Origin of the sequence: Pseudomonas duriflava, assembly GCF_007830155.1 — a bacterium.
Classification (GTDB): domain Bacteria; phylum Pseudomonadota; class Gammaproteobacteria; order Pseudomonadales; family Pseudomonadaceae; genus Chryseomonas; species Chryseomonas duriflava.
The window spans coordinates 60,110-73,000 of record NZ_VLKY01000013.1; the positions used below are offsets into that span (position 1 = coordinate 60,110).

Here is a 12,891-nt window from a genome sequence, read left to right on the forward strand (position 1 = left end):
ATGGACTCTTTCCCAGCGATTACAAAAAGCCTAAAGATTAAGCCCCTAATACGCACTTACCGGATTCATACATTTATTTCGTACCCTCGCAGCCTCATAAGAACCACTTCATTCCTACTCGTAACAGGCATACCAAACTTCTAATCACCCCCTTACTTTTGGGCTGGTATTATTTACGGTTCCTAGAAAAGCAATAAATGGGTATTTACTTGAGTGGGTAATAGTTTCAAATAGAGAAAAGAAAACCTCTAGCGGCTTACTAAATGCAAGCCGCTAGCGATATACGCCCATTACATCGAGCGGGAAGCACGTTGAGGCTGGGAATCAGACGAAGACTCCTGATTCGAGGCTGATGCATGACCCGCCTCTTCCTTTACACGATTTTTAGCTTGATCCGCCAAGTCACTTCCGACTTCAGCTGCCTTGGTATATCCTTCTTCAGCCTTTTGTTTGGCCTTGTCAGTGATACGGTCGCTAGCCTCACCCATCAAGCGATTCTCACGCTCAGTGGTTGGTAGCGTGGCTCCCAGCAAAGCACCTACCGCAATGCCAATCACACCTAAGGCCAGTGGCTGCTCTTCAAGCATGTACTGAAAACCACTTTTTGCCTTGGTAGCGTGGGTACGCAAAGAATCGCTCGTAGCATGTGTAGTATCACTCATGCTTTGGCGGGCCGAACCAAGTGTTCCTGAAGCATTACCACGCAGTTGCGAAGCTTTATCCATTACACCTTGTGCCTGTGCTTTCAAACTTCCGGTCTTCTGGTGCATTGTTTCGCTCAAGCTGGACGTTTTACCCTGCATAGAACCGCCCATGCTGGAAGCCTTCTCACGCAACGAATCCGTTGAAGAGCCACTAGCAGCCACTCCCATATTTGAGTAATTCTGAGTTCGGTTCTGTCCGACCATCATCCAGAGCAAACCTACAGATGTAAGTAAAGCCGGTACAGGATTAGCTTTGATGGTCGCGCCTAAATTATTTACGAACTCGCCACCATTGCCCTTGGCATAGGTCATCACCCGATCTATTAATTCATTGGGAGATAAGCGATTTTCAAGTGCATCAACGATTCCGCTGATTTCAGCACGCTGCTGATCAATTTCGCGTTCAAGCGTAGCAGGATCTTTTTGCGCTTCGTCATTGACATGGTTTTGGGTTTCGGTACTCATGCTACTTTCCCCTTAACAGCTTCTTTGTCTTTCTGCATGCTGTTGATTGTGCGCTCAGGCTTGAAGGAAGCAGGCTCTAGCTTTTTCTTACCAGCAGATACCATTACCAAGCCAATCACGACTACAACGCCCCCTACGATCAGGGCCGCCAGCCAGGGCTCCACGACCTGACTCAGACCAAGCACCGCCGAAAGCAAAAGAATAATGAATCCGGCCAAGAGAACGATACCGCCCGATGCCATGCTAATAGCACCTGCCTTGGTCGCAGTAAGCGCCTCGGATATTTCGGCCTTAGCCAGCGCCAGCTCTTTGGTGAAAAGAGAAGGCACTTCACGAGTCAGTTGGCGTACTAACCCCGCAATGGATGTTGAGTTCGAATCAATCTCGGCCTGCTCATTTTCATAAGCGTTACGCAGGTTCGGTTGCTCTTTCATTGTTAAAAACCTCCAGTGGTGTCCTTCTTGCTACCGCCCAGGTTGGACGAGGCATTCTTGTCTTTATCTAATGCGGAAGAACCATAAGCGGGTGTATCTGCCAGATCTGATGTGGATGCAGGACGCACCACCGAACTCATAGGTTTGGTATCTCCCTCAGGAATGACCGTGGTGGTCTTCTCATAAGTACTTTCAACTTCCGCCACGATGGGTGTGCTGGTTTGTCCAGCCATACCGGAAGTGCTACTTGTTGTAGAAGCACCCACCCCAGAGGAACCACTCGGCGCTGTACCAGAGCTGTCAAAGGAGGCCATGCCAGTATGGTCAAGACCACTGGAAGTACCCATGCCCTCTGCCTTACGCGTCGTTCCAGATCCACCCATTGATCCAGACTCGGCCGAATCGCGCTCCGTCATGCTGGGTGACGTAGACATGTTTGATGACGTAGGCATCTCGGAATCAGACGAAACAGATGAAGAGGAGCGACTACTGGCCTTGGCAAAGCGGGATAACCCAAAACCGATGGCCACGCTACCGGTCAAGAACAGCGCAGGGTTTTCGCGTGCAAGACGGCTAGCTTCACGAATCAGCTCATCGGCGCTCTTGCCGCGCAATGTATCGGCAAGGCCTACCATGCTCTGCGCCAGGTTCGATACGTAGCCTGATAGCCCAGCCCGGTCATTGTCATTCAACTCTGAGGCAGCTGCCTTGATGCTATTGGCAACGGTTTCGATTTCATTAGCCGCTTGATCGCTATAACGATCAATCTGGCTTTTACCCTGCATCTTGGCATTTTCCGCTACCTGCTTCGCCTTGCCCTGCAACGCATTCGACTGCTCTTGCGCAGAGGGAATGCCTCGGTGCTGGCTTTCTCGAGTGTTGCTTTCGTAGGGTGTAGTCATCGCTTGGTCCCACCATTTTTACGTTTTGCCGAACAAATCCGGCCTTTAAGCGCAGCGGTCAGTACAACCCGGTAAAACTGCGCGTTAATAAGGTGACCCCAGCGGCTCAGACGAGTTCGTTTTGATTTTGTCAAGAGGGTGAGATTGACGATAGTCGGCATTTTTAGCCTATAAATACGGCGTTCCTGCAGGATAAAAGGACGAGACGAAACGTTTTGAGATTATTTCTAGACGAACATCAATCCAGCCGAAACGTTGGGTAGGCGCTGGACGCCCTTTCTTGGACAATACGATGCTCTTGGAAAACTCTGGAGCGACATCACAAGATGACTTCTGTATTGAGCATTGCGGCAGCTTGCCTGTTCAATGCTGCTGACGAACTGCTATTGGTACGCAAGCGCGGTACACATTTCTTCATGTTGCCTGGCGGCAAGCAAGAGCCGGGAGAGCCTCTGGAGCAAACGCTTGAACGCGAACTGCTTGAGGAACTGGGCCTACGCCTGTCCTCCTCAGCCTATCAATGGCTGGGACGTTTCCAGGCCCCGGCAGCCAACGAGCCTGATACCGCTATCGATGCGCATCTTTACCAGGTGCGCCTGCCAAATATTGCCGTTGCGGTAGCAGCCGAACTGGAAGAGCTGGTGTGGCTTCCACTCGATCAGCTCCACTCAGTGCCCCTGGCGCCTTTACTGAGCCAGGTCCTGCCCTGCCTGAACACATACGGTATAGAGAATGAGCAGCCCGGCGAACCGAACGTACATGCGTTGGGTCTACCTCAGTAAGTATTCGCCATGATGCACGCTACCATGTCTACTTCGTTAATCCATTTGGATATCTGGAGCGATTACGTCTGCCCTTTTTGCTACCTTGAGCTTCCCGTAGTGGACGCCCTCAAGAGTCGCTACGAGACGCAGCTGATCGTGACCTGGCATGCCTTTGAGCTGCGACCTGAACCGATCCCCACGCTTGAGCCCGACGGTCACTACCTTCGAACCACCTGGGCACGCGTGGTGTATCCAATGGCTGAAGAACGTCAGTTACCCCTAAGGCTTCCGCCGGTACAGCCTCGCAGTCGCAAAGCACTGGAGGCGGTTGAATTTGCCCGGCGTCATGACCGATTCGATGACTGTCATCGCGCACTATTCCAGGCCTTCTTTGAACAAGGGCGTGACATTGGCAATGTTGATGTCCTGCTGGACGTAGCCGCCCAACAGGCTCTGGATACCGATGCCCTAGCTACAGCACTTGAACAGGGCCACCATACTCAGTCAGTCCTGGCAGACGAAGCCTTGGCTCACCGACTGGGTATCACTGCCGTCCCAACCCTTTTGATCCGTCCTGCCGGACAACCACTAGAGCAAGCCGAAGCGTTAAGCGGCGCACTCAGCCTCGAACAGTTGATAGCCGCTATCGACAGGATAGCCTGAGGTTCGCTTATTTAGCGCCAGCAAGCTCTGGAAACAGTACATCGGTAAAGCCGAATTTGGAAAAGTCGGTAATACGCGATGGGTACAGTCGTCCGATTAGATGATCATATTCATGCTGTACAACCCGAGCATGAAAGCCCTCCGCCTCACGGTCGATGCGATTGCCTTCAGCGTCAAGCCCCTCATAGCGTATCTGGCTATAGCGATCCACCATGCCTCTCAGCCCAGGAATAGACAGGCATCCCTCCCACCCGGCCTCCATTGCTTCTGAGAGAGGCGTAATAACAGGATTGATCAGCACAGTCTTTGGCACAGCTGGTGCCTCGGGGTAACGCTCGCTCCTATCGAACCCAAAGATAAACAGTTGCAGATCCACACCAATCTGGGGTGCGGCCAGCCCTACTCCACCGGCTTGCTGCATCGTCTCAAACATGTCAGCTACTAACGTAGTTAAAGCATGGCTTCCCAGCATGTCTGCCGGCACGGGCTGAGCGACACGCAGCAGGCGTTCATCTCCCATTCTCAAGAGCTCACGAATCATCTGTTTCTCCTGCTCAGATCAGTTCGATCCTGTCGTCATGAATAACAATCAGACCTTGTTTGTACAGCCCACCAATCGCTTTCTTGAACGCGCCCTTGCTAACTCCAAACAGCTGACTGATGAGCTCAGGCGAGCTTTTGTCACTCACTTCCAGGACGCCCTGACGCGCCTTAAGCAAACCAAGAATCGTCTGGCTCAAGGTATCAGTTGCCTCACGTCCAAGACGCTGAAGCGACAGGCTGATTTTACCGTCCGGGCGAACTTCCTTAATGAACCCTTGCTCATTCATACCGCTGCGCAAGAACTTGAAAACTTCGTTGTTATGGAGAAGCCCCCAGTGCTTACCTTCAACAACAGCCTTGAAGCCCATGGGAGTCTTTTCCACGATCAGCAGGTCGACTGCCTGCCCAGGCGTATACGCAGCGGGAGTGGTATCCAGGTAACGATCCAGCCGTGCCGTGGCTGTGATACGGCGACTGCGCGGATCAAGATAAACATAGACGACGCAATAATCGCCTACCTGCAAGGGACGCCGCTCCTCAGAGTGTGGCAGCAGCAAATCTTTGGGCAATCCCCAGTCGAGGAAAATACCAATTCGACTGACATCCACAACCTTAAGGCTAGCAAACTGCCCTACCTGGACCTTGGGCCGTTGCGTTGTAGCGATGACCCGGTCCTCGCTGTCCAGATAGACAAAAACATTCAGCCAATCGCCGATATCCGCTGGCTCGTCTTTAGGAACATAGCGATTGGGCAACAGGATTTCGCCCTCCTGTCCTGCATCCAGATACAGGCCGAAATCCGTCTGCTTGACGATTTGTAAACTGTTGAAACGCCCAATCAAAGCCATACGACACCTCATGATGAAGCTAATATGATAACCCGCCGGGGACTGCTCAACCGATAAACCATAAAAACCAATTGAAAAGTGCTGGACAAAACATACGGGCGAGTTACAGTGCCTGCACTGTGTTGCACGTGTACCGTAAGCTTAGTATTGGTGACTCTTTGCACTCAGTCGCGGCCTGGGCGGTTCCAGAGCCGATGTCAACTTTGTTCAAGGAGCAATCCATGTCTACTCGCCAAACGGGTACCGTCAAGTGGTTCAACGATGAAAAGGGCTTCGGCTTCATCACTCCCCAGAGCGGCCCGGATGTGTTCGTTCACTACCGCGCTATCCAGACCAACGGTTTCAAGAGCCTGAAAGAAGGCCAGGCCGTTTCTTTCCTGGTCGTACAGGGCCAGAAAGGTCTGCAGGCTGATGAGGTACAGGTGGTCTGATCAATTGACCACTCAAAAAAGCCCCGCTGAAAAGCTGGGCTTTTTTTATGAGCTAAAAACCTGAAAAAGGAACATTTCATGGCGCGCCGCTTATGGATGCTTTTCTTATTGGCCTTGACGGGGTGTGCCGCTTTTCCAGGCCATCAGGTAGCTGTTACACCACTACCTCTAGCCACAGAGCACACGATCAAGCCTGGCTTGCATGTCGAATTTAACTTTTACCGGGGCACGCCGGGAGAAACAGGCGCACGCTCTATTCCTATCGTCCGGGAAGGCCTGGAACCGGCCTTGATCAAGGCGCTAGCGGCATCGGAGCTTTTCAGCCACATCACCCTGGCGCCTGAGCCCGGACAAATCGGCGATTATGTTCTCAAGCTCAAGGTTTACAACCACAGCTCTCTACTCGGCTCAGTTGCCAGCGGACTCATTACCGGCACAACACTGTTTATTGTACCTGGCGTGGCCAAAGACCATTACACGATGACTGGAGAACTGCTGGCCCCGTCATTAGTACCACTAGGACAGCACCGTAACGAAGAAACGGTTAGTACCTGGATGGGTATCTGGTTCCTCCCCCTGATGAAACATACAACAGCCGACGCGATCAATGACGCGTTTAATCGACAGGTAAATGAACTGCTTAAAACCCTGATCGCCGACCGGCCTGAACTGCAATTGATTCGCTGACCGCCTGACCGAAAAGTTGAACGGCCATGGACGAGCCTAGTCCCATGAAAGGCATAGTCTCTATCAACGTCTCGCGAGGTGTACCATGGCTGAAGAAACCCGTAACGCCGAAAACGAAAAACGTGACAGCTCCGAGAAGCCTCGGCGTACTGAGCATGCCCAAGTCGACTCAACTCGCACTCCACCATCACCCAATAGCCCGGACCGCTCTAAAGACGCCACGGGATATAATTAAAAAAAGGGCGCTAAAGCGCCCTTTTTTGGCCTACCTAATCCCTGCCCAGAATTTAGCAAGTTCATCTTCCAATAACCTGCCTCGTGACGTCCCTCAGTACGTAAACAACGTTATCAAGCCTTACGTCGAGTGATAATTTGCTAAACCCAAGTCCTTTGACAGAGAGTTTCCTTCAGCGGACTTATTTAAAGAAGCAAATACCAGAGAGGACTCAAGGCAGCCTTACGCTAATCCCTGGAATAAACAGACAAACAATGTCACTCATTCAAACGACTGACGATGGAAGGGATGAATCAAGACGCCTATGATTGCGGCATGAGCGGATTCAAAAGGCAATCGCCACGACTATAAGAATTCAAGCAATGGCGATGCACGTTGGCGGTCACTGTACATCAAGCGGCACAGTGAAGCGGAACCTCAACGGCGTGCGCGACGACGGCGCTCGGCAGCCAAGCGTTCTTGTTCGCGGCTGCGTACAGGAATAGGTTGTAAACGGGGCTGGTCAGCTAAACCTAGCACCTCAAGAAGTTTCGCTGCTAGTTCTTGCATACGTTCTTTCATGACCGATCTCCTCAAGATCTACTGCTCATACTTCACTGACTACGAGCATGCCGGAAAATTGCTTGAAACCCTCTTTCAAATTTTCTATCGGCAGGTACGTAACAATATTGAGTCTTGTACAGCGTATTCAATTCACAGAATAGAGGCGCAGGCGTAACACCGTATTTCAATACAAGTAAAACGCTGGGCGCGGGATAGGCTGCGTAGCTTGATGTTCCAATGCCTATGAATCGATTGGACGTTTATCGTTTTGACCATGGGTGCCCTATGCGATCAATGCGTATCTTCTGGCCTTTTGTCATCCTTGTGCTTTTAGCTCTTACTGCCTGTAATCGAATCGGCTTTGCCTACAAGCACTTGGACACACTCACTCCTTGGTATGTCGACGACTATCTAGACCTAGACAGTACGCAACGCCGCTGGCTCGATACTGCTATATCGCAGCACTTGCAATGGCACTGCCGCGAGGAACTCCCCCGCTACATTGAGTGGATGGAGCACATGAAACCTCTCGCTCAAGCCAGTTCCGTTTCTACGGACGTTATTCTTGAGCAGATCACCACAGCACGGCGAGCGGTAGACGCTATAGCGCTAGAGATCACTCCCACAGCGATTACTCTGTTACAAGGCTTGAATGATCAGCAGGTTGCTCATCTCAACAACAAGCTGCATGAGGATCTTGAAGAGCTACGGAAAAAACACGTAAGCCCTTCCCGGGGAGAGCAAATTCATGAGCGGTCGGAGCGCATGAAAGACCGCATGACATTCTGGCTGGGCTCGCTCTCTGAGCAACAGCAAGCCCGTATCCTGCAATGGGCCGTGCAGTTGGGCGATCACAACAAGGTCTGGCTAGACAACCGGACCCATTGGCAAAAGGAATTGCACATGGCCTTGACTGAGCGTACCAGTGCTGACTTTCCCTCGCGCCTTACCGCCCTGCTCCAAAATCGTGAACGTTTCTGGACCGCCACTTACCAGCGTGAATTCTCTCGCATCCAAACACTTACCGCCCAGCTTGTAGCAGAACTGTTAACAATGCGTTCGCCCTTACAACGGCAGCATACTATTGATCGGCTAACCGAGCTGCAAAGCGATCTACAGCCTTATCGATGCGATGATAAAAATAAGTCGTTTTAGGGAACTCTTCAGAAGATACATGAACTATTCATACTAATTTAATAATTTTCTGAGAAGTTCATCTGACGAATGACCTGTTCAATCGATATTGACACGTTATTATTCGTCCGGTCGGCTGAAGCATATGTCCTAGCCGCCTACCCCCATAACGATAATAACTACCGAGCAAGCCGAAACGCTTGAACGGATAATGTTTTTTACTTTTTAACTACCTGATCAACCATGGATGCACGTTGACATCAGGCATTGCTTTGGCCTCTGGCTGTTTGCCCGCCTCAAACGGGCTGCTGAGCAATCGCCGCTCCTAAACCGAGAGGAGTGAAACCCATGCCACGATCCTTCTGGCTTCTACTGACATTGGCGGTCTTTTACCAAACCGCCTCGGCCCAGACCTTACAACGCGAATTAGGCGAATTCGACCTTAAACTGGGTACTACCCAGATACGCAGTATGGCTCAGGGCCTGGTTACTCCGTCCAAAGGCTCGCTTGACGGCGGGCTTGATCTTTCGCACCAGAACGGCCTGTATTTTGGTCAATGGACCTCTAACTCCGGCACGTCCGCCGACGACCTGTCCATCGAAATGGATACCTATGCCGGTTACAAACACCAGTTTTCCGGTAGCGGTTACGGCTATGAATTTGGCTTGATCAACTATGAGCATATCACCGAGGACGTCGACCCTTCCCGAGAGTTTTATTCGGGAATAAGTCTTTTTGGTACGCGTCTGGGTGCGGCTTTTTCCAACGACCCGGGGCGCCGTGATACGTCGGTATATGCTGATCTTGGTACAACACCGCTGTTGGGAATAGGCCTTTCAATGCGTTATGGGAATCATAGGCTGGACGATCCACTGACCCTGGCGAATGGCGAAATGGTTCAGGCTTACAATGACTGGTCAGTAAACTTGTCCCGCTCCTGGGCCAAGGCACAATTTAACTTTTCCTATACCGGGACCAGTCTGCGTGGAGAAGACTGCACGTCCTATTCAGGGCATAACGCCTATTGCGATACCGCCCTGCTTCTTCGCGCCTCCCATCCGCTCTTCTAATCAAAGTCGTACGGCCTGAAACAGATCAGGCAGTACGACCGGCAACGCCCTTGGAGCAGGCGTTAACCTAAAAACCCTACTTATTCACTCGGCAAGCTTTTTTTGGAAAGCTGCTTGAGGCACCGATACTGTGCTCGGTAATAACACGTACAAAAACCACGTGCTCAGCCACTCTCTTAAGAAGTACGCATCAATTCCTTTTGTGCAGTGTTGAGATAATGTGTTTAGCAAACGCGTCCGTGCTTCGGATATCGATGTAATGAACAACGTTGCCGTCCAGTATGTAATACCCATGGTAGCGATCACCGCTTACGCGCGTTTGGGTATAACCAAACAGATCAACATTATCGAGCTGGCTATAAGTAGGCTGACTGCACTCCAGGCTCAACCCATCGCGTACGGCTTGCGCCTCCAGTTTATCCTTGCTGCTGGCTGCGGGGGCATCGCCTAGAAAGACGAGACGTATAAAGTCAGGCAACGACAGAGCGCCATCTATTTCGGAGCGCACCGCTGAAATACTCAACTGACGGCTGGAGAGGATAGCGCCGTTGCCATACTTGGCAATCAGTACGCCATTGCTGTGGGAAAGAATAGCAGGCGTCTGACCCAAGCCCAGCTCAAGTCGGTTAGGCCCCGCAAGAGCGAGACGCTGAGAAGCAGCTGGAACAGACGCATGCATCACAACGCTGGGAGGAGAAAACTTACACTCGGCCGCCTTAGCGCTTGTGGAAACAGCTGATACAAGCGCAAGTGCGTAAATCCATTTATTCATAAAAACCCCTTACTAGAGCAGGCAAAGCGGCGCAATAGTAAGGTAATTGAGCAAGCTGTCTGTGTTGGGTTGGCGAAAAGCAGAAGGGGTTCTGATTTTTCAAACCCTAACCAAGCACATCCGAAATAGAAGCCGTACTGCGCAAGATTCTGCCAGTTCTTTGCGTTTAATCTGCTCTGATTAAGGGGCTAGATTACGCTCCCTGTTTGGCCTACCAGACAAGGAAGTTAAGGAACCAGGATGTTTTCACCAGCCAACCAAACCCAGTTTTCACTTGATATTCCTGGCGTCTCCCATGACTTTCAGGTCTTGGAATTCCAAGGCCATGAAGCACCCAACTGCGCTTATCGATTTGATATCGAGCTCATCAGTGAAAAGCCAGACGTTGAGCTTGGATCCTTACTCAACCAGCCTGCTTTTCTAAGTATCGATCCTTATGGCGAGGGCTTTCATGGCTTGGTCTATAGCGCCGCCTAGGACGAGTCAGGCAAGCGCATGACCCGCTATCGCATTACGCTGGTGCCGCATCTGCATTATCTTGGTCATCGGCATAATCAGCGGATCTTCCAACACCAGGCGGTACCCGACATCATCGGGGCGGTTCTGAAGGAACATGGCATCCTATCGAATGCCTTCCGCTTTCAGCTAGGCTCGGCCTATCCAGAGCGCGAGTATTGTGTTCAGTACGATGAAACAGATCTTCATTTCATCAACCGGCTCTGTGAAGAAGAAGGCATTCATTACCATTTCGAGCACACCAAGACCGAGCATGTTGTTGTCTTTGGTGACGATCAGACCAGCTTTCCCAAACTCACCCCAGCGGTGTACCAACAAGACACCGGCATGGTGGCCGATCACCAGGTTGTCCGCAAATTCGGCGTGCAGGTAGAGACTCGCACTACAAAGGTCACCCGCCGGGATTACAACTTCGAAAAACCCAAGCTCACCATGGAAGCCTCCCATACTGGAGAATCAGCACCTGAGCTTGAGGATTACGATTATCCCGGGCAGTTCACTGATCGCGCCCGAGGCAAACATCTCAGCCAGCGCGCACTAGAGCGACATCAGGCCGACGCTCAGGTAGCCTGCGGCAAAAGCGACCTGACAGCCCTGAAAACCGGCTAATTCATGCCGCTCACCGAACATCCCCGTAGTGATTGGAACGACCTGTGGCTTTTGACAACGCTGACCTATGAGGGCAAGCAGCCCCAGGTACTTGAAGAGTCCGTTTCAAACCAAACGGAAGAAAAGGACGGCTTTCAGCAAGGGTATCGCAACTTTTTTACAGCAACGCCCTGGGATGTCTTGTTCCGCCCTGCTCTTCGCCACGGCAAAGCCAAAATCCAGGGCAGCCAAACCGCTATCGTTACCGGCCCTGCCGGCGAAGAAATCTATTGCGATGAATACGGGCGTGTCCGAGTGGAGTTTCATTGGGATCGACTGGACCAGATGAACGAGCACAGCAGTTGCTGGCTGCGTGTGGCCAGCAACTGGGCGCATGAAGGCTATGGCGCCGTCACCATTCCTCGCATCGGCATGGAAGTATTGGTGACGTTTTTAGAGGGCGACCCTGACCAGCCGTTGATTACCGGTTGCCTGCATCACGCCGCGAATCGGCCCCCTTACAACCTGCCGGCAAACAAAACCCTGACAGTGTTCAAGACCAGGAGCTCTCCTGGCGGTAATGGTTTTAACGAGCTACGCATCGAAGACAAGGCCGGAGCCGAACAGATCTATGTGCACGGTCAGCGTGACATGGACATAGAGGTTGGTAATTGTGAGACCCATTCCGTAGGCGTAGACCGCACCAAAACCATCGACCAGGACGAAACGGTAGTGATCGGCCAGAACCGCATGCGTATCGTCAAGGTTGACGACCAGCTTCTGGTGGGTGGCTCAAAGGCTGATAGTGTCAGCTCAACGTACCTGATCGAGGCGGGCGAAAGCATCCGCCTGGTCTGCGGCGAGAGTGTGTTCGAGATGCATGCCAACGGCCTCGTCAATATTTCCTGCGTTGAGTTCAATATAAGTGCGAGCGGTGCAGGCCAACTCAATACGGGCGGAAATCTTGACATTAATGCGCCGGGCGGCCAGTCAGGGACATCTCCTGAAGGACAGGGAGTGAAAGCGACTATTGATGCCCAGGTCGACGCCATATTTAACCCTCAATCCGCCAGTAATGGTTCCGGCTCTCTTCCCCTCTAATTCAAACCTTCGAGAAATCCCATGAGCTATCAAATCAACGAGGGCAGTTTGACACTGCCAGCGGGTTTCCAGGACCGCACGATCAATGTGTTCGTACCAGGTGACACTGCACCATTTCCCTTTAGCCTTACGGTATCCCGCGACACTAAACCCGCGGACGAAGCGCTGAGTGAATATGTCGAGCGACAGGTTGAGCTGATCGCTGCAAAGCTGGCCAAGTACAAACGGCTGAATAGTAAGTCGGCCATGCTATCCGCGAGCGCCCCTCTGCAGGGCCTTCAGATCGATGCGCAGTACAAGGCAAACGGCAAGGATGTATATCAACGCCAGGCTGCCTTTCTTATAGCGCCAGAGCGTGTCCTTGTTTTTACCGCCAGTGGGCAGACACCGTTTACGACAGAACAAGACGCGTTGTGGAACGATTTTCTTAGTAGTTTCAGCCCGTCTCGCTAGTTTGCGAGAGTAGGTCAGCAGCAGGTTTTAATCGACA

The 12,891-nt window shown here is 51.8% G+C and carries 15 protein-coding genes and 1 pseudogene; 9 read left to right on the forward strand and 7 right to left on the reverse strand.

What is annotated here, in order from left to right:
- Positions 1 to 290 precede the first annotated feature (290 nt).
- From IQ22_RS17780 to IQ22_RS17790, 3 genes are read right to left on the reverse strand one after another with little or no spacing between them, the layout of a single operon-like run.
- Complete coding sequence (locus IQ22_RS17780) at positions 291 to 1,169, reverse strand: DUF3618 domain-containing protein (protein WP_145144477.1); 879 nt, start codon at positions 1,167 to 1,169, stop codon at positions 291 to 293.
- Positions 1,166 to 1,603, reverse strand: a complete 438-nt coding sequence (locus tag IQ22_RS17785) for a phage holin family protein (protein WP_145144479.1) — start codon at positions 1,601 to 1,603, stop codon at positions 1,166 to 1,168. Before IQ22_RS17785 ends, IQ22_RS17780 begins: the two co-directional genes overlap by 4 nt.
- Positions 1,604 to 1,605: 2 nt before the next feature.
- Positions 1,606 to 2,505, reverse strand: a complete 900-nt coding sequence (locus tag IQ22_RS17790) for a hypothetical protein (protein ID WP_145144481.1) — start codon at positions 2,503 to 2,505, stop codon at positions 1,606 to 1,608.
- Between the two features lie 326 nt (positions 2,506 to 2,831).
- On the opposite strand from IQ22_RS17790, the gene IQ22_RS17795 reads away from it, so the two are divergent.
- Positions 2,832 to 3,287 carry an NUDIX hydrolase gene (locus IQ22_RS17795; RefSeq protein ID WP_145144483.1) on the forward strand — a complete coding sequence of 152 codons (456 nt, stop codon included), beginning with the start codon at positions 2,832 to 2,834 and terminating at the stop codon, positions 3,285 to 3,287.
- 24 nt (positions 3,288 to 3,311) lie between these two features.
- Entirely contained in the window at positions 3,312 to 3,932 is a 621-nt protein-coding gene (locus IQ22_RS17800; RefSeq protein WP_145144485.1) for a DsbA family oxidoreductase, read from the forward strand.
- 7 nt (positions 3,933 to 3,939) lie between these two features.
- Here the strand turns inward: IQ22_RS17800 and def are convergent, their stop codons facing one another.
- A complete protein-coding gene (gene def / locus IQ22_RS17805) occupies positions 3,940 to 4,473 on the reverse strand; it encodes a peptide deformylase (RefSeq protein WP_145144487.1) in 534 nt (177 codons plus the stop codon).
- Between the two features lie 13 nt (positions 4,474 to 4,486).
- On the reverse strand, positions 4,487 to 5,323 hold the full coding sequence (locus IQ22_RS17810; RefSeq protein ID WP_145144489.1) for a CvfB family protein: 837 nt from the start codon (positions 5,321 to 5,323) through the stop codon (positions 4,487 to 4,489).
- Positions 5,324 to 5,544: 221 nt separating this feature from the next.
- Here IQ22_RS17810 and IQ22_RS17815 point away from each other — a divergent pair, with 221 nt between their 5' ends.
- The 3 genes from IQ22_RS17815 (at position 5,545) to IQ22_RS23350 (ending at position 6,676) form a co-directional block, all read left to right on the forward strand.
- Positions 5,545 to 5,754, forward strand: a complete 210-nt coding sequence (locus tag IQ22_RS17815; RefSeq protein ID WP_145144491.1) for a cold-shock protein — start codon at positions 5,545 to 5,547, stop codon at positions 5,752 to 5,754.
- A gap of 78 nt (positions 5,755 to 5,832) precedes the next feature.
- The gene (locus IQ22_RS17820; protein ID WP_145144493.1) at positions 5,833 to 6,441 is read left to right on the forward strand and encodes a hypothetical protein; all 609 of its coding nucleotides are present in this window, start codon (positions 5,833 to 5,835) and stop codon (positions 6,439 to 6,441) included.
- Between the two features lie 85 nt (positions 6,442 to 6,526).
- On the forward strand, positions 6,527 to 6,676 hold the full coding sequence (locus tag IQ22_RS23350; RefSeq protein WP_167654183.1) for a hypothetical protein: 150 nt from the start codon (positions 6,527 to 6,529) through the stop codon (positions 6,674 to 6,676).
- A 417-nt stretch (positions 6,677 to 7,093) separates the two neighbouring features.
- Here IQ22_RS23350 and IQ22_RS23355 read toward each other — a convergent pair whose 3' ends face one another.
- Positions 7,094 to 7,237 (reverse strand): PA1414 family protein, encoded by a 144-nt coding sequence (locus tag IQ22_RS23355; protein WP_167654184.1) that lies wholly within the window; start codon positions 7,235 to 7,237, stop codon positions 7,094 to 7,096.
- Positions 7,238 to 7,504: 267 nt separating this feature from the next.
- Here IQ22_RS23355 and IQ22_RS17825 point away from each other — a divergent pair, with 267 nt between their 5' ends.
- Together IQ22_RS17825 and IQ22_RS17830 are read left to right on the forward strand one after the other, a co-directional pair.
- Positions 7,505 to 8,374, forward strand: coding sequence for a DUF6279 family lipoprotein (locus IQ22_RS17825; protein WP_145144495.1), 870 nt, complete (start codon positions 7,505 to 7,507; stop codon positions 8,372 to 8,374).
- 327 nt (positions 8,375 to 8,701) lie between these two features.
- A complete protein-coding gene (locus IQ22_RS17830; protein ID WP_145144497.1) occupies positions 8,702 to 9,424 on the forward strand; it encodes a TorF family putative porin in 723 nt (240 codons plus the stop codon).
- A 190-nt stretch (positions 9,425 to 9,614) separates the two neighbouring features.
- On the opposite strand, the gene IQ22_RS17835 is transcribed toward IQ22_RS17830, so the two are convergent.
- Positions 9,615 to 10,196: a hypothetical protein gene (locus IQ22_RS17835; protein WP_145144499.1), complete on the reverse strand. Its 582-nt coding sequence runs from the start codon at positions 10,194 to 10,196 to the stop codon at positions 9,615 to 9,617.
- A gap of 240 nt (positions 10,197 to 10,436) precedes the next feature.
- Here IQ22_RS17835 and IQ22_RS17840 point away from each other — a divergent pair.
- Positions 10,437 to 12,401 (forward strand): annotated as a pseudogene (locus IQ22_RS17840) (type VI secretion system Vgr family protein).
- 21 nt (positions 12,402 to 12,422) lie between these two features.
- Positions 12,423 to 12,854 (forward strand): DcrB-related protein, encoded by a 432-nt coding sequence (locus IQ22_RS17845; RefSeq protein WP_145144501.1) that lies wholly within the window; start codon positions 12,423 to 12,425, stop codon positions 12,852 to 12,854.
- Positions 12,855 to 12,891 lie beyond the last annotated feature (37 nt).